Origin of the sequence: Acinetobacter sp. NPDC052428 (assembly GCF_044547685.1) — a bacterium.
In the GTDB taxonomy this organism is placed as follows: Bacteria; Pseudomonadota; Gammaproteobacteria; order Pseudomonadales; family Moraxellaceae; genus Acinetobacter; species Acinetobacter lwoffii_G.
The window spans coordinates 1-17,124 of record NZ_JBIUAT010000018.1 but is presented as its reverse complement, the minus strand read 5'-3'; the positions used below and the strand labels follow the sequence as shown (position 1 = coordinate 17,124).

Below are 17,124 nucleotides of genomic sequence, written 5' to 3'. Positions count from 1 at the left end.
GCGGTTCGAATTAACGAACGATATCGCGTTGAACTTCGCCAGTGTAAAGCTGACGAGGACGACCGATCTTGTAAGGACCGCTGTGCATTTCTAACCAGTGGCTGATCCAGCCAACAGTACGTGCAAGCGCGAAGATTACAGTAAACATTTCAGTCGGGATACCAATCGCTTTAAGGATGATACCTGAGTAGAAGTCTACGTTCGGGTAAAGGTTACGCTTGATGAAGTATTCGTCAGAAAGCGCGATACGTTCAAGTTCCATAGCCAATGCAAGCTGTGGATCATTGATGCCAAGTGCACCAAGAACTTCGTCACAAGTTTCTTTCATTACTTTCGCACGTGGATCGAAGTTTTTGTAAACTCGGTGACCGAAGCCCATTAGTTTAACTTCTTTAGTTTTTACTTTTTCCATGAAGCCAGCAACGTTTTCTACAGTGCCGATTTCGTCAAGCATCTTAAGAACAGCTTCGTTCGCGCCGCCGTGAGCAGGGCCCCAAAGTGCAGAGATACCAGCAGCGATACATGCATACGGATTCGCACCGGTAGAACCAGCTAAACGTACTGTAGACGTAGACGCATTTTGTTCGTGGTCAGCATGAAGCGTGAAGATACGGTCCATTGCTTTTGCAAGAATTGGATCAACTTTATAATCACGGTCTGCAGGAGTAGCAAACATCATGTGCAGGAAGTTTTCTGCATAACCAAGGTCGTTACGTGGGTAAACGAATGGTTGACCGATGGTGTACTTGTAGCTCCAAGCCGCCAGCGTAGGAATCTTCGCGATTAAACGAATTGCAGTGATTTCACGGTGGTTCACATCTTCGATGTCAAGGTTGTTGTGATAGAACGCAGACAACGCACCAACCACACCTACCATGATCGCCATAGGATGCGCATCACGACGGAAACCATTGTAGAAACGGCTAACTTGATCGTGAACCATCGTATGGTTACGTACTTTAGCGTCAAATTCTTCTTTTTGCTCAGCAGTTGGAAGTTCGCCATTTAACAATAAATAGCAAGTTTCCAGGTAATCAGCTTTAGTCGCCAATTGATCGATTGGGTAGCCGCGGTGTAAAAGTACACCTTTGTTACCATCGATGAACGTGATTTTAGACTCGCACGCAGCTGTCGCCATAAAACCAGGATCAAAAGTAAAGTGACCTGCAGCCAACACATCTTTAACGTCGATTACATCTGGGCCCAATGTGCCGCTGTAAATTGGTAGTTCAATTTCTTTGCCATCAAGCTGTAAAACGGCTTTCTTGCCAGTTGCTTCAGACATTCAATAGATCTCCTGTCCTGGTGAATGTATATCCGCTTTGTCTATCAATCTTTTAATGCACAAAACGGACGGATCAAAAATTTGCTATAAGATTAGTGAGTACTGAAATTTTGTCAATTATACTTATGGATGAAAAATGACGGCCGCACAGCAGTTTAGTCACATTCGCTCAGTATAAAAAGTTCAGTAAAATCACAGCATCAAACCTCTATAATAAGTCAAATTGATGCAGAGGTGCAGAAAAAAATAGACTGCTTGGGGCATTTGTAAGCGTTTTTTCCTAGCAAGAAATGCGGGCGAAATTAGTGAAAGATTAAGGTGAGCATGCTTAAAACTATATAAATCTCATAACTTACATCGTTTTTGCCAAGCTGAATTTAACAGGTAGAATTATAAATAAAAGCAATTAATTGAATTTTGAATATGGTTCAATTGATTAAAAAGTAGCTTAATAAATGGCCAGTTCTGCAGCAAAGGTAAGCAGTATAAAAATAAATGAATGATTTTTTGAATCTAAATGCTTCAAATCGATTGAAAAACCCATCGTGTGGTGTACTAAGTCGCTATTTAACATCAGGTTATCTGAATCACTGCGCTGCTGATGAATTGGGGCAATTGGTCTGTTAAATCTAGACACTTGATTTAAATCTGAATTAAAAAGAGATTTAAATAATATTTGTGATGGAACTGTGCATCTTTAGTCTAAAACTCAAACATGATCCTGTAGGCTGAAAACCGAGTAAATTAATCATCTTAATTATTTAAAAACAATCATATAGATAGGAATTGAAAGGGTGGAATAATATATAAAGTCTGACTTATTGTTGTTAATGATTCTTATTCAATGGTTTTTTATCCAAAAAGCCAAATTCAGCCGTTTGTATTTTAATAGTTCACGTTTTATAATTCAGTGTCGTTTTGATTTTAGGCATGTATTTGCCTGAGAATGCCAGCTTTCCTTCGAATTAATTCCAACAAACTCCGGATGGAGTTTTTACTTACAGGATGCCCGCTGTGAAAAGCAACAGACCTGTCAATTTGTCCATGGGTCAAGTTTTAGAAGTAAACTTAAAATCACCCGTGGCTATTGCATCAATTCTACACCGTCTTTCAGGTGTTATCGTATTCTTACTCGTACCGGTCCTTCTATGGATTTTAGACAAGTCATTGTCTTCGCCTGAAGGTTTTGCGCAAGTTCAAGAAATCTTTAACGGTTTCATTGTTCGCTTTATTGTATGGGTATTTGTCGCCGGCATGATTTTTCACTTTATTGCGGGTGTTAAGCATTTACTTGCTGACATTGGCGTTGCTGAAGAACTAGAAAGTGGCCGTGTTGCATCTACTATCGCATTAATCTTGTCTGCAATCGGTATTGTTGCAGCATTTGTATGGATCGTACTCTAATGAAAAGCGCTACTGGTTTAACAGGTTCAGGTTCTCGCGATTGGTTTCTCCAACGTGTCAGTGCTGTAGTTCTAGCTGTTTATACCGTTGTTGTACTGGGTTGGATTCTACTGAATGGTGGTTTCAACTTTGAACAGTGGTACGGCTTTATGATGACAGTTCCAATGAAGATCATGTCTTTGTTGGCGGTCTTATCTCTTGTTGCACACGCATGGATCGGCATGTGGCAGGTATTCACGGATTATGTGACTACTCGTCAAATGGGTCCTTCAGCTTCAGGTTTACGCCTTGTACTGACTTCAGCAGTGATCATTGCTGTACTTGCATATGCAATCTGGGCGATCCAGATTTTTTGGGCGAATTGATAGGAAACAATCATGGGCGCTATAAACCCTAAAGAAGATTACACAAATATTCCGCACGAAACTTTCGATGCTGTCATCGTTGGTGGTGGTGGTTCAGGTATGCGTGCGTCTTACCAACTTGCTCAAGCTGGTTTGAAAGTTGCGGTTCTGACTAAAGTATTCCCAACTCGTTCGCACACTGTTGCAGCGCAGGGTGGTATTGGTGCATCTCTTGGTAACATGCAAGAAGATAACTGGCACTACCACTTCTACGACACTGTAAAAGGTTCGGACTGGTTAGGTGACCAAGATGCAATCGAGTTCATGACTCGTGAAGCGCCTCAAGTGGTTTATGAACTTGAACACCTGGGTATGCCATTCGACCGTAATGCTGATGGTACAATTTACCAACGTCCATTCGGTGGTCACTCAGCAAACTACGGTGAAAAAGCTGTGCCACGTGCATGTGCTGCTGCCGACCGTACCGGTCACGCACTTCTTCACACACTTTATCAAAGCAACGTGAAAATGGGCACTCAGTTCTTCGTAGAATGGATTGCGCTTGACCTGATCCGTAACGAAAAAGGCGACGTTCTAGGTGTTACAGCAATTGATCAGGAAACTGGTAAAATTGCAGTATTCCAAGCAAAAGCTACATTGTTTGCTACTGGTGGTGCTGGTCGTGTTTACCGTGCATCTACAAACGCTTATATCAACACTGGTGACGGTCTTGGTATGGCTGCTCGTGCAGGTATTCCATTACAAGATATGGAATTCTGGCAATTCCACCCAACGGGTGTTGCGGGCGCAGGCGTATTGTTGACTGAAGGTTGTCGTGGTGAAGGTGCAATCCTTCGTAACAAAGACGGCGAACCGTTCATGGAACGTTATGCACCAACTTTGAAAGACTTGGCGCCACGTGACTTCGTATCACGTTCTATGGATCAAGAGATCAAAGAAGGTCGTGGTTGTGGTCCTAAAGGCGATTACATCCTGCTTGATATGACGCACCTAGGTGCGGATACGATCATGAAACGTCTTCCATCTGTATTCGAGATTGGCAAGAAATTCGCGAACGTTGACATCACTAAAGAGCCAATTCCTGTAGTACCAACAATCCATTACCAAATGGGTGGTATTCCAACGAATATTCATGGTCAGGTGGTTGTTCCTGAGTCTCCTGAAACAGAAGCGCTTGTTGCTAACTACAACAAAGACACCGACGTTTACTCTACCAATGCTGAAGGTCGTGACTTTGCTAAGCCAGTAAAAGGTTTCTATGCAATCGGTGAATGTTCATGTGTATCTGTACACGGTGCAAACCGTCTAGGTACGAACTCATTGCTTGACTTGGTTGTATTTGGTAAGGCCGCTGGTCAACATATCATTGAATATGTTACTAAACAGCACGATGGTGAATATGAGCCACTTCCAACAACTGTGCTTCAAGAAACTGTTGAACGTATTCGTAAACTTGACGAATCGACTACAGGTGAGAATGCTCAAGACGTTGCTGATGCAATCCGTGATATCGTTCAAGATCACGCTGGTGTATTCCGTACATCTGCGCTTCTGGACGAAGGTGTGAAGCAGATTCTTGCAATTGAACCGCGCGTACGCAACATTCACTTGAAAGACAAATCTAAAGTATTTAACACTGCACGTATTGAAGCACTTGAAGTTGAAAACTTGTATGAAGTTGCGAAAGCAACGCTTATTTCAGCTGCCGCTCGTAAAGAATGCCGTGGTGCACATACGGTTGTAGACTTTGAAGAGTCTCCAGACCATGCTGAATACCCATATGGTCGTCGTGATGATGAGTGGATGAAGCACACTTTATGGTTCTCTGCAGACAACCGTCTAGAGTATAAGCCAGTTCGTTACCGTCCATTGTCGGTTGACGCGATTCCACCTAAACCACGTACATTCTAATCAGGAGAATTCAGATGAGTAGAGGTACTCGTACATTTCATATCTACCGCTACGATCCTGACAAGGATAAAGCACCGTACATGCAAACTTTCAAACTTGAACTGACTGACAAGCATCGTATGTTGCTTGATGCACTTCTTGCATTGAAAGTACAGGACGAAACTTTAACGTTCCGTCGTTCATGTCGTGAAGGTATTTGTGGTTCTGATGGCGTGAATATCAATGGTAAAAACGGTTTGGCGTGTCTTTGGAACCTGAACGATTTACCAAATGAAATTACTGTTCGTCCATTGCCTGGTCTTCCTGTAGTGAAAGACTTGGTGGTTGACATGAACCAGTTCTATGATCAGTACAACAAAATCCATCCATTCTTGATCAACAACCAGCCTGCACCTCCTAAGGAACGTTTACAGTCTCCTGAAGAGCGTGAGCATCTTGATGGTCTATATGAATGTATTCTATGTGCATGCTGTTCAACTTCATGCCCGTCATTCTGGTGGAACCCGGACAAGTTCTTGGGTCCTTCAGCATTGTTGAATGCTTACCGCTTCATCATTGACTCGCGTGATACTGGAACACAAGAGCGTTTGGCTCGTCTAGACGACCCGTTCTCATTGTTCCGTTGTAAGGGCATCATGAACTGTGTATCTGTATGTCCTAAAGGCTTGAACCCAACGAAAGCAATCGGTCACATCCGTAATATGCTTTTAGATATGGCGGGCTAATAGGCTGCTCTTGGCAGTTTAGAAAAAAGCACACCTTCAGGTGTGCTTTTTTTATGCAAACTATTGGAAAAATTAAAAAATCATAAGACAAAAATAAAGATACTATACTTAAAATGTATAAAGTTGAGTGAAATAGTGGGGAAGTGGATATTGGCTTTGAGCGCCATATAAGAAGAACATGTGATTATTTTGGGTATTTATGATTTTTAGATGTAAAACTGACCTGAAAAATAGCAAGAACGATGTTATTATATAACGGAAATTTAAGGAGGGAGTGGATTGAAAGGTTTGCTCTCTTTTTATTTATCGGAAATGCTTAGGACTTAAGTCTACATTGAATCTATTTTTGAGATAAAGCACCATATATTAGAGTAAAATATCAGAACTGTATTTAGCCAATTTATGGAAGGTATGTGTCAAAAAAATCAATTGAAAAGTTGAGATTATGTTAGCATTTAGCCCATGACTATGTTTAAAAAATGCCACGTCAGGTACATTTTTTAAACACTGCATAATCAGGGAGTGGTATATAAAGGTAGACCCGAGTCGCTTTAGAAAAAATCTTTGTTAATGCTTGCTTTTTTCTAAGTCGATTTGCAAAAAATTGCCCGGTTTCGATCGGGTATTCAATGAGTGATGATGCCGCTGAGGGGCGTTATTGTTCATTAAACATATCAAGATTTTCTTGGTGTGGTGATAACGCCTCATGGCTTATGCCTTATGGGGGACTAGTATCATATTACCAATTTGATGCTAATAATCCTGGGTTTTGCTTAAAAAGCATCCTGAAAATGTTTTTGCAATAGGAAATGGGTCCACAAATGCAAGAAGTTGCTGACGCTCTGCGTCTTGACACTGAACTTTCCGCTGATAGTGCAGCGTATATTGAAGAACTTTATGAGCAGTATTTGACTGCTCCAGACTCAGTGGGTGCTGACTGGAGAGCGTACTTCGATAAATTCCCAAAAGGTGATCAACCACACAGTAATGTACGTGAGCAATTCCTACTTTTAGGTCGCAATTCAAGCCGTATTCAGCCTATTGTTCAGTCGACAGTCAGCTCAGAGCATGAACGTCGTCAAATTGGCGTGCTACAGCTGATTGCTGCGTACCGTAACCGTGGTCACCAGAAAGCAAAACTGGATCCATTAGGTTTGGCGAAGCGTGAAGTTGTGCCTGATCTAGATCTTGCTGCGCATGGTTTGACTCAGTCTGACTTAGACACAGTATTCAATACTGGTAACCTGGCGATCGGTAAAGAAGAAGCGACTTTGGCTGAAATGGTTCAGTCAATGGAAGCCACTTACTGTGGTTCAATCGGTGCTGAATACATGCACATCGTGGACACCAAAGAAAAACGTTGGATTCAACAACGTCTAGAAAGTGCACGCGGTCAATATGGCTTCAATGCTGATCAAAAGAAACATGTCCTTGAGCGTTTAACTGCGGCTGAAGGCCTAGAAAAATATCTTGGTAATAAATTCGTTGGTGCCAAACGTTTCGGCGTTGAAGGTGGTGAAGCATTCATCCCGATGGTCAACGAAATTATTCAGCGTGCAGGTTCTGTAGGCTGTAAAGAAGTTGTGATCGGTATGCCTCACCGCGGCCGTTTAAACCTTCTTGTTAACATCATGGGTAAGAACCCGGCTGACCTGTTTGGTGAGTTCGAAGGTAAATCTATTCACAAGAAAGGTTCTGGTGACGTTAAGTATCACCAAGGCTTCTCTTCAAACGTGATGACTCCAGGTGGCGAAGTTCACTTGGCATTGGCGTTTAACCCGTCACACCTTGAAATCGTTGGCCCTGTGGTTGAAGGTTCAGTACGTGCACGTCAAGTACGTCGTAAAGACATTGGCGGCGATGACGTATTGCCACTAATCGTACACGGTGATGCTGCATTTGCAGGTCAGGGCGTTAACCAGGAAACTTTCCAGATGTCACAAACTCGCGGTTATACCGTGGGTGGTACAGTGCACATTGTAATTAACAACCAGGTTGGTTTCACGACGTCTGATCCACGTGACGCACGTTCTACAGAATACTGTACTGACATCGCAAAAATGATTCAGGCACCGATCTTCCATGTGAATGGTGATGATCCTGAAGCTGTGGTGTTCATTTCACAATTGGCACATGACTTCCGTCATACCTTCCGTAAAGACGTTGTGATTGACATGTTCTGCTACCGTCGTCGTGGTCATAACGAAGCGGATGAGCCAGCTGCAACTCAACCAATGATGTATCAAGTGATTAACAAGAAAGCGACTACGCGTACGCTTTATGCGGATCAATTGGTACAACAGGGTGTTCTTGATCGCGCAAGTGCAGATCAGATGGTTGAGAACTATCGTGCAGACCTAGAAGCGGGTAATCACGTTGCTAATGCACTGGTACTTGAACCAAACAAAAAAATGTTTGTGGACTGGACACCTTATTTAGGTCATGAGTACACAGACGAGTGGGATACAACTTTCCCAATCGAACGTCTAAAAGAGCTTGGCAAGAAAATGCGTGAGCTTCCTGAAGGCTTCGTAATGCAGCGTCAAGTTGCAAAAGTAATTGATGATCGTCTGAAAATGCAAACGGGCGAGATGCCATTGAACTGGGGTGCTGCTGAAACTCTGGCGTATGCAACTGTACTAGATGATGGTTACTTGCTTCGTTTAACGGGTGAAGACGTAGGTCGTGGTACTTTCTCACACCGTCATGCAAAACTGCATAACCAGGTAGATGGCTCAACTTATCTTCCGCTGTGTAACCTGAAAGAAAACCAGCCGCGTACTGCAATCTATGACTCTTTATTGTCAGAGATGGCTGTATTGGCATTTGAATATGGTTATGCGACGACTCTTCCTAAGAGTTTGATCATCTGGGAAGCGCAATTCGGTGACTTCGCAAACTGTGCACAAGTGGTAATTGATCAGTTTATCTCATCTGGTGAAACCAAATGGGAACGTGTATGTGGCTTGACCATGCTTCTTCCTCACGGTTTTGAAGGTCAAGGTCCAGAGCATTCATCTGCACGTTTGGAACGTTTCTTGCAGCTATGTGCTGAAGACAACATGCAAGTCATCACACCGACCACGCCTGCGCAGATTTTCCACGCATTACGTCGTCAAGCGATTCGTCCAATCCGTAAGCCATTGATTGTTACTTCGCCGAAATCTTTACTTCGTCACAAGCTTGCTGTATCTAGCCTTGAAGAGCTTGCAAACGGTACATTCCAAACCGTGATTGATGAAGTAGACAACATCAACAAGTCAGATGTAACCCGTCTGGTACTGTGTGGTGGTAAGGTGTATTACGACCTAGTTGAAAAACGTCGTGAAAAAGAATTGAACAACACTGCAATTGTACGTATTGAACAATTATATCCATACCCAGAAAAACGCCTGGCAGAAGTGCTTGCGCAATATGCAAACGTTAAAGAACTTGTTTGGGCGCAAGAAGAACCGAAGAACCAAGGCGCTTGGTTGTTCATCGCACCGCGTCTATATGACGACGTGATGAAAGCGGGTAAACAAGTACGTATTAGCTATGCAGGCCGTGAAGCTTCTGCTGCACCGGCATGTGGTTCACCATATTTGCATGCAAAACAACAAGCTCAGCTCATCAACGACGCGCTTGCGATCGACGCTGAATAATCCAGGAGATTCTAAGTAATGGCAACCGAAATTAAAGCACCGGTATTCCCAGAGTCAGTTGCGGACGGTACGATCGCAACTTGGCACAAACTACCAGGTGAAGCAGTGTCACGTGATGAAGTGATCTGCGATATTGAGACTGATAAAGTTGTTTTAGAAGTTGTTGCTCCTGCAGACGGTACACTTGCATCTATTATTAAAGGTGAAGGCGATACTGTTCTTTCAGCTGAAGTCATTGCACAGTTTGAAGAAGGTGCTGTTTCTGGCGCTACGCAAACTCAAGCAGTTCAGTCTGAAGAGAAAGTTGAACAAGCTGCTGCGCAAACTGAAGCGGGTAATGCACCGATCGTTGAACGTCAACAAGTACAGGATCAGGCTCCAGCAGTGCGTAAAGCATTGACTGAATCTGGTGTTGCAGCTGCTGACGTTGCAGGTACAGGCCGTGGCGGTCGCATCACGAAAGAAGATGTGGCAAATCATCAGGCCAAACCGGCAGCACCTGCAGCGCAACCATTAAGCGTTGCAGTGGGCGAGCGTATCGAAAAACGTGTTCCTATGACTCGCCTTCGTAAGCGTGTTGCTGAACGTTTACTTGCAGCGACTCAAGAAACTGCAATGTTGACCACGTTCAACGAAGTGAACATGAAACCAATCATGGAAATGCGTGCTCAATACAAAGATGCATTCGAGAAGCGTCATGGTGCGCGTCTTGGCTTCATGTCATTCTTCGTTAAAGCAGCAACTGAAGCACTTAAACGCTATCCAGCGGTAAATGCTTCAATTGATGGCGATGACATCGTGTATCACGGTTACTACGACATCGGTGTTGCAGTTTCATCTGAGCGTGGTCTAGTGGTTCCTGTTCTTCGTGATACAGACCGCATGAACTATGCTGAAGTTGAAAATGGCATCCGTGCATATGCTGGCAAGGCACGTGACGGTAAACTGGGTATCGAAGATATGACTGGCGGTACATTCACCATTACTAATGGTGGTACTTTCGGTTCATTGCTTTCTACACCAATTCTAAATACGCCACAAACTGCGATTCTGGGTATGCACAAAATCCAGGAACGTCCGATGGCGGTGAATGGTCAAGTAGAAATCTTGCCAATGATGTACCTTGCACTGTCTTATGACCACCGTTTAATCGATGGTAAAGAAGCAGTTGGTTTCCTTGTAACAATCAAAGAATTGTTAGAAGAGCCAGCGCGTCTGATCCTTGATCTTTAATTTTTAAGAATATATTTATGGGCTTAGGGCGGAAACTCTAGGCCCATTTTTGGAGATAAACATGTCTCAATTCGATTTAGTCGTAATTGGTGGTGGCCCGGGCGGCTACGAAGCAGCAATTCGTGCAGCTCAACTTGGTTTCAAAGTTGCGTGTATTGAAAAACGTATTCATAAAGGTAAACCCTCTTTAGGCGGTACTTGCTTGAACGTGGGTTGTATCCCGTCTAAAGCATTACTTGACTCTTCTCATCGTTATGAAGATACCGTTCATCACCTAGATGACCATGGTATTACGACTGGTGAAGTTAAATTCGATCTTTCTAAAATGCTGGCTCGTAAAGACAAAATCGTAAACCAATTGACTATGGGTATCGATGGCCTGCTTAAAGGTAACGGTATTGAATGGTTAAAAGGTACGGGTAAACTCCTTGCTGGTAAAAAAGTTGAGTTTGTGTCTCACGAAGGCGAAACTCAAATTTTAGAACCTAAGTACGTGATTCTTGCGACTGGTTCTGTACCGGTAAATATTCCTGTGGCTCCTGTAGATCAAGACATCATTGTTGACTCTACTGGCGCGCTTGAATTCCAAGAAGTACCTAAGCGTTTAGGTGTAATTGGTGCGGGCGTAATCGGTTTAGAACTTGGTTCTGTATGGCGTCGTTTGGGTGCGGAAGTTGTTGTATTTGAAGCAATGGATGCATTCTTACCAATGGCTGACAAAGCATTGGCAAAAGACTACCAAAAAGTTTTGACTAAACAAGGTCTTGATATCCGTGTAGGCGCGAAAGTTGCTGGCACTGAAGTTAACGGTCGTGAAGTTACGGTTAAGTACACTCAAGGTGGCGAAGACAAAACTCAAACTTTCGACAAGTTGATCGTTTGTGTAGGCCGTCGTGCTTATGCAGAAGGCCTATTGGCTGATGATTGCGGTATCAAACTGACTGAACGTGGTCTGGTTGAAGTAAACGATTGGTGTGCAACTTCAGTTGAGGGCGTATACGCAATTGGTGACTTGGTACGTGGTCCAATGCTTGCACATAAAGCAATGGAAGAAGGCGTAATGGCAGTTGAGCGTATTCACGGTCATGCTGCACAAGTGAACTACGACACGATTATTTCTGTAATTTACACACACCCAGAAGCGGCGTGGGTAGGTTTAACAGAAGAGCAAGCAAAAGAAAAAGGCCATGAAGTAAAAACTGGTCAATTCGGCTTTGCTGCGAACGGTCGTGCAATGGCTGCTGGTGAAAATGCTGGTTTCGTGAAGTTTGTTGCTGATGCAAAAACTGACCGTCTACTCGGTATGCACGTAATCGGGCCTGCTGCGTCTGATATCGTTCACCAAGGTATGATCGCACTTGAGTTTGTATCTTCAGTTGAAGATCTACAGTTGATGACTTTCGGTCACCCGACATTCTCTGAAGTGGTACATGAAGCTGCACTTGCAGTTGATGGTCGCGCGATTCACGCGATCCAACGTAAGCGTAAGTAATTCGAAAAAAGAGCGACTTAGGTCGCTCTTTTTACATTTCATGGTTGTTTTTATTGGAACAATCATCTAAAAATAAAGATAACGATTTTAAGAAATGCTGGTGCTGCTTTGACGGACGTCTGGGTGCTAGTGGGTTATAACAAGGCAAAGAAGTAATAAAAGGTTATTCAATGAATTTACATGAGTATCAAGCAAAAGCGCTATTAAAAAAATATGGTATGCCTGTGCAGGAAGGAATACTTGCCACCAATGCCGATGAAACGGTGCATGCTTTCGAGCAGCTGGGTGGAAAGTTCGCAGTATTGAAAGCACAGGTGCATGCGGGTGGCCGGGGTAAGGCTGGTGGGGTAAAAGTGGTGAAATCGGCTGCCGAGGCTGCTGAATATGCCAACCAGATTATTGGTTCACGCTTGGTGACTTATCAAACGGATGCCAATGGTCAGCCAGTCAATAGCATTTTAGTCTCGGAAGATGTTTATCCGGTTGAGCGCGAGCTGTACTTGGGCGCTGTTGTAGATCGCTCGACTCGCCGCATCACTTTTATGGCATCAACTGAAGGCGGTGTTGAAATTGAGAAAGTGGCCGAAGAAACCCCTGAAAAAATTATTAAAGTTGAAGTTGATCCTTTAGTCGGTCTAATGCCATTTCAGGCGCGTGAAGTTGCTTTTGCACTTAAACTCAAAGATGGACAAATTAATCAGTTTGTTAAAGTCATGACGGCTGCTTATCAGGCATTTGTAGATAATGATTTTGCACTTTTCGAAATCAATCCGTTGTCTGTGCGTGAAAATGGCGACATTCTGTGTGTTGATGCCAAAATCGGAATTGATTCGAATGCGCTGTACCGTTTGCCTGAAGTGGCCGCATTACGTGATAAGTCTCAGGAAAATGAACGTGAGCTAAAAGCGTCTGAGTTTGATCTGAACTATGTAGCGTTGGAAGGTAACATTGGTTGTATGGTCAATGGTGCCGGTCTTGCCATGGCAACCATGGATATTATTAAGCTTTATGGCGGTCAACCAGCCAACTTCCTGGATGTTGGTGGTGGTGCGACCAAAGAGCGCGTGATTGAAGCCTTTAAAATTATCTTGGCAGATACTTCTGTGCAGGGTGTATTGATTAATATTTTTGGTGGAATTGTGCGTTGTGACATGATTGCTGAAGCAATTATTGCAGCGGTTCAGGAAGTAAATGTGACCGTTCCTGTGGTTGTTCGCCTCGAAGGCAACAATGCGGAACTGGGTGCAAAATTACTGGATGAATCAGGTTTGAAATTGATTTCTGCACATGGTCTTGCTGACGCTGCAGAAAAAATCGTTGCTGCTGTAAAAGCTTAAAGGGGTATTGATCATGAGCGTATTAGTTAATAAAGACACTAAAGTATTGGTACAGGGCTTTACAGGTAAAAACGGTACATTCCATTCTGAACAGGCTCTGGCCTATGGTACCAAAGTTGTGGGTGGTGTAACCCCAGGTAAAGGTGGTCAAACCCATCTAGAATTGCCTGTATTTAATACCATGCGTGAAGCGGTGAAAGAAACGGGTGCAGATGCTTCGGTGATTTATGTTCCGGCCCCCTTTGTACTGGATTCTATTGTTGAAGCGGTTGATTCTGGCATTGAGTTAATTGTGGTGATTACTGAAGGTGTACCGACCATCGATATGCTTAAAGCCAAGCGTTATCTGGAAACCAATGGTAATGGCACACGTCTGATCGGACCAAACTGTCCGGGTATTATTACGCCGGGTGAATGTAAGATCGGGATCATGCCGGGGCATATTCATCAGCCGGGTAAAATCGGGATTATTTCGCGTTCAGGCACACTGACTTATGAGGCTGTGGCGCAAACCACAAAACTCGGTTTAGGTCAGTCGACTTGTATCGGTATTGGTGGAGACCCAATTCCGGGCATGAACCAGATTGATTGCTTGAAATTGTTCCAGGAAGATCCGCAAACTGAAGCCATTATCATGATTGGTGAGATTGGTGGTACAGCTGAAGAAGAAGCAGCTGAATATATTCAATCGAATGTGACTAAGCCAGTTGTTGGTTATATTGCGGGTGTAACTGCACCTAAAGGCAAACGTATGGGTCACGCAGGTGCGATTATTTCAGGTGGTAAGGGCACAGCTGAAGAAAAATTTGCTGCCTTTGAACGTGCGGGTATGGCGTATACGCGTAGTCCTGCTGAACTTGGTTCGACCATGCTGCAAGTGTTAAAAGATAAAGGTTTGGCTTGATATTCACATTAGACCTTTAATAAAAAAGCTCCCAGATGGGAGCTTTTTTATATCTCAGTCTATTTTTAAGTTTTAGCTTTAAGGCTTTGGGTCATCCCATTAATATCTCCACCCTGAATACCGAGCTCACTCATCAGGCTGTCAATGAGCGGTGCCTGGCTACGATAACGCAGGGCGCTATTCACCACCTGATCTGAAAGAGCAACATTACTATTCTCATGATGGGCATCTGCCTGACAGGCACCGGCATGACCGCCATGTAGGCCATTCACCTGGAGAATCTTGATATCATCAATATTCTCCATTGGCTTGACACTTTCTCTGATAATTTCAGGCAAGTATTTCAGCATGGCCAGACGAATCTGCATTTCGACCTGTTCAGGTGACAGGACGTTATTGGCTTCATTGACCGCACGTGTACCTTCAGCATCCACCTGATACTGTTTCTCCATTGCCTGAGCCAATAGAATTTTCGCATCCGCTTCGCCCTTGGCTTTAAGGCGGACTTTTTCTGCTTCCGCCTCAGCCGCAATCCGCACTGCTTCTGCATCATCTGCTGCCGCTTGTTTGCCAGCTTCAGCGGCAACTGTAATGGCAATTGCATCTTTTTCAGCATGTTCTTTGGCTGCGACCAGCTCAACTGCCTTTTGACGCTCTGCTTGCTGGATTTGACGTACGGTGATGACTTCTTCTTCCGCTTTTACCGCTTGTGCACGCGCCTGATCGGCTTGGGCTTTAGCTTCAGATTCAGCACGTGATTTTTCCGCAATGGCAATGGCGCGGTCCTGTTCAGCGAGTTCAATGGTTTTCTTTTGCTCGACCTGTGCTTTTTGAATCAGCTGAGCCTTTTGAATATTTTCATTTTCGACATCACGGGCGGCCAAAATACGCTTGAGTTCGACTTCTCGTTCAGCGGCAATTTGTGCTTCTTCTGCTTCACGTTTTTTGCCGGCTTCCTGAGCGGCAATTTCAGCCAGCTGTTCAGCACGGCGAATGGCAATTTCACGTTCTTGTTGCAGCTTGGCATATTCTTCTTCACGAATAATTTGCAGGCGCGCCTGTTCAGCTTCCAGATTTTTGGTTTTGATCGCCAGATCGGTATCCTGTTCAATGTGGTTACGCTTGCGGCGACGATCTTCAATGGTTTCAGTGAGCTTGGTCAGACCTTCAGCATCAAATGCATTTTGCGGGTTGAAGTATTTAAATCCGGTCTGATCCAGTCCGGTTAGGGAAACCGTTTCAAGCTCCAGACCATTTTTATGTAAATCTTCCGAAACGACTTGCTGTACTTTTTGTACGAAATCGACGCGTTTTTCATGCAGTTCTTCCATGGCCATTTCTGCAGCCACTGCGCGCAGTGAATCAACGAACTTACCTTCCACCAGATTTTTTAGTTCATTCGGTGACATGGTTTTTTGACCAAGGGTTTGTGCTGCGGTGGCAATTGAATCTGCGGTAGGTTTGACTCGGACATAGAATTCGGCCATGACATCGACTCGCATACGGTCACGGGTAATCAGTGCCTGATCATCAGCACGGCGGACTTCAAGACGTAGGGTATTCATATTTACTGGAATGATTTCATGTAACACCGGAAGCACGATTGCGCCTCCACCTAAAATCACTTTTTCTCCACCCCAACCGGTACGTACAAAGGAAATTTCCTTGCTTGAACGACGGTATAAACGTGCAATGATGAGACCGAAGGTCACCAGTGCTACAAAAATAATTCCCGCAATAATTAAAATATTATATAAATCAAATGTTAACATTGTTATAAAGTCTCAATTGAGTGCTAGCTAAATAAAATTAAAGTGCAATGGCTTGAAAGCCGTTCTTGGTTTTGTGGGTTAGAACTACATTCTGACCTTGATTTAAAATTTGATTGTTTTCTGGTTCAACCAGCACATAATGGGTCTGGCCATGTTGATCCCGGACTTTGGCTTGTGCTGGAGAATTCATTTTGGCATCTCCGAGAATAATGGTCGCGGTACGTCCGATGAGTTCATCACTATGAATCGCAGAGGTTTCATCTTGGGGCAGGAGCTTACTGGCGGCCATGGCAAGAAAGCGCACCACAGGCATACACAGAAACAGGCAGGCCGGAGAAATCAGCCAAACATTAAACAGCTGGCTGGTCAGGCGCTCAAATATGCCCTGAATCAATAAACCGCTTAACCCATAACTGGTCAGAAAAATGATTAGCCAGATAAATAAAGGCAGACGCCCCAGATATAACCAGTCAAATACTTTGCTGAAAACACCCGGAGACTGATCCGGGCTTATTTCTGGTTGCAGGGGATCTTCAGGTAAAAACTGTTCAAAGATATGCTGAGAGCCGCCGCCAAGCAGCAATAGAATACATTCTAGTGCTGCAAACATCAGCATTAGGCTCAGGCTAATACTAAATACGATATTGGATGGATGCGTAAACAGTTCCCACATTTTTTCATCTCTATAATTATGTTTTTAGGAAAAGTATCTGAAAGTTTTTATTGATATAACGATAACAGTAATTGTTGATTTTGTATGCAAAAAAATAACAAAAAACCTTATAAACAAGGATTGAATATATTGATTATTTAATAATTATTAAACTATTAAAATTAATAATAAACTATAAGTTAAATGGATGTTTGAGCAAGTGATGTCATAGCGGCAATAGGAATTCTGAATAGCATGGCATTCTGTGTATGCTTGCCTGAGAAAGATATAGAGATACATCGACCTGAGATACCGTCTTGGTAGTCAATCAGGTTTTGAGATTATTCGACCAATAAATAATCTCTTTGATAGGCAGTCTGATGTTTTAAAACGCCATAAC

Annotated in this window: 12 protein-coding genes; 9 read left to right on the top strand and 3 right to left on the bottom strand. The window is 43.6% G+C overall.

Annotated elements, in window-relative coordinates:
* Nucleotides 1–10: 10 nt before the first annotated feature.
* Nucleotides 11–1,285: a citrate synthase gene (gltA, locus tag ACIG3F_RS10495; protein ID WP_004279429.1), complete on the bottom strand. Its 1,275-nt coding sequence runs from the start codon at nt 1,283–1,285 to the stop codon at nt 11–13.
* A 1,005-nt stretch (nt 1,286–2,290) separates the two neighbouring features.
* Between gltA and sdhC the strand changes: the two genes are divergently transcribed.
* The 9 genes from sdhC (at nt 2,291) to sucD (ending at nt 14,300) form a co-directional block, all read left to right on the top strand.
* Nucleotides 2,291–2,689: a succinate dehydrogenase, cytochrome b556 subunit gene (gene sdhC, locus ACIG3F_RS10490; protein ID WP_004279430.1), complete on the top strand. Its 399-nt coding sequence runs from the start codon at nt 2,291–2,293 to the stop codon at nt 2,687–2,689.
* Nucleotides 2,689–3,054 carry a succinate dehydrogenase, hydrophobic membrane anchor protein gene (gene sdhD / locus ACIG3F_RS10485; protein ID WP_004279431.1) on the top strand — a complete coding sequence of 122 codons (366 nt, stop codon included), beginning with the start codon at nt 2,689–2,691 and terminating at the stop codon, nt 3,052–3,054. Before sdhC ends, sdhD begins: the two co-directional genes overlap by 1 nt.
* Before the next feature lie 12 nt (nt 3,055–3,066).
* A complete protein-coding gene (locus ACIG3F_RS10480; protein WP_004279432.1) occupies nt 3,067–4,965 on the top strand; it encodes an FAD-binding protein in 1,899 nt (632 codons plus the stop codon).
* 14 nt (nt 4,966–4,979) lie between these two features.
* Complete coding sequence (locus ACIG3F_RS10475; protein ID WP_004279433.1) at nt 4,980–5,690, top strand: succinate dehydrogenase iron-sulfur subunit; 711 nt, start codon at nt 4,980–4,982, stop codon at nt 5,688–5,690.
* A gap of 821 nt (nt 5,691–6,511) precedes the next feature.
* Complete coding sequence (locus ACIG3F_RS10470) at nt 6,512–9,334, top strand: 2-oxoglutarate dehydrogenase E1 component (protein ID WP_396470008.1); 2,823 nt, start codon at nt 6,512–6,514, stop codon at nt 9,332–9,334.
* Between the two features lie 18 nt (nt 9,335–9,352).
* Nucleotides 9,353–10,567, top strand: coding sequence for a 2-oxoglutarate dehydrogenase complex dihydrolipoyllysine-residue succinyltransferase (odhB, locus tag ACIG3F_RS10465; RefSeq protein WP_396470007.1), 1,215 nt, complete (start codon nt 9,353–9,355; stop codon nt 10,565–10,567).
* A gap of 61 nt (nt 10,568–10,628) precedes the next feature.
* Nucleotides 10,629–12,059: a dihydrolipoyl dehydrogenase gene (gene lpdA, locus ACIG3F_RS10460; protein ID WP_396470006.1), complete on the top strand. Its 1,431-nt coding sequence runs from the start codon at nt 10,629–10,631 to the stop codon at nt 12,057–12,059.
* Nucleotides 12,060–12,229: 170 nt separating this feature from the next.
* Complete coding sequence (sucC, locus tag ACIG3F_RS10455; protein WP_253159194.1) at nt 12,230–13,396, top strand: ADP-forming succinate--CoA ligase subunit beta; 1,167 nt, start codon at nt 12,230–12,232, stop codon at nt 13,394–13,396.
* Nucleotides 13,397–13,409: 13 nt separating this feature from the next.
* The gene (sucD, locus tag ACIG3F_RS10450) at nt 13,410–14,300 is read left to right on the top strand and encodes a succinate--CoA ligase subunit alpha (RefSeq protein ID WP_004279438.1); all 891 of its coding nucleotides are present in this window, start codon (nt 13,410–13,412) and stop codon (nt 14,298–14,300) included.
* Between the two features lie 65 nt (nt 14,301–14,365).
* Here sucD and ACIG3F_RS10445 read toward each other — a convergent pair whose 3' ends face one another.
* Together ACIG3F_RS10445 and ACIG3F_RS10440 are read right to left on the bottom strand one after the other, a co-directional pair.
* Nucleotides 14,366–16,072, bottom strand: coding sequence for a flotillin family protein (locus tag ACIG3F_RS10445; RefSeq protein WP_180180363.1), 1,707 nt, complete (start codon nt 16,070–16,072; stop codon nt 14,366–14,368).
* Between the two features lie 37 nt (nt 16,073–16,109).
* Nucleotides 16,110–16,745, bottom strand: coding sequence for a YqiJ family protein (locus ACIG3F_RS10440; RefSeq protein WP_222110444.1), 636 nt, complete (start codon nt 16,743–16,745; stop codon nt 16,110–16,112).
* Nucleotides 16,746–17,124: the final 379 nt, after the last annotated feature.

Coding starts and splice junctions, on each gene's coding strand:
- gltA (WP_004279429.1), bottom strand. CDS start 1,285: ATGTCTGAAGCAACTGGCAAGAAAGCCGTTTTACAGCTTGATGGCAAA.
- sdhC (WP_004279430.1), top strand. CDS start 2,291: ATGCCCGCTGTGAAAAGCAACAGACCTGTCAATTTGTCCATGGGTCAA.
- sdhD (WP_004279431.1), top strand. CDS start 2,689: ATGAAAAGCGCTACTGGTTTAACAGGTTCAGGTTCTCGCGATTGGTTT.
- ACIG3F_RS10480 (WP_004279432.1), top strand. CDS start 3,067: ATGGGCGCTATAAACCCTAAAGAAGATTACACAAATATTCCGCACGAA.
- ACIG3F_RS10475 (WP_004279433.1), top strand. CDS start 4,980: ATGAGTAGAGGTACTCGTACATTTCATATCTACCGCTACGATCCTGAC.
- ACIG3F_RS10470 (WP_396470008.1), top strand. CDS start 6,512: ATGCAAGAAGTTGCTGACGCTCTGCGTCTTGACACTGAACTTTCCGCT.
- odhB (WP_396470007.1), top strand. CDS start 9,353: ATGGCAACCGAAATTAAAGCACCGGTATTCCCAGAGTCAGTTGCGGAC.
- lpdA (WP_396470006.1), top strand. CDS start 10,629: ATGTCTCAATTCGATTTAGTCGTAATTGGTGGTGGCCCGGGCGGCTAC.
- sucC (WP_253159194.1), top strand. CDS start 12,230: ATGAATTTACATGAGTATCAAGCAAAAGCGCTATTAAAAAAATATGGT.
- sucD (WP_004279438.1), top strand. CDS start 13,410: ATGAGCGTATTAGTTAATAAAGACACTAAAGTATTGGTACAGGGCTTT.
- ACIG3F_RS10445 (WP_180180363.1), bottom strand. CDS start 16,072: ATGTTAACATTTGATTTATATAATATTTTAATTATTGCGGGAATTATT.
- ACIG3F_RS10440 (WP_222110444.1), bottom strand. CDS start 16,745: ATGTGGGAACTGTTTACGCATCCATCCAATATCGTATTTAGTATTAGC.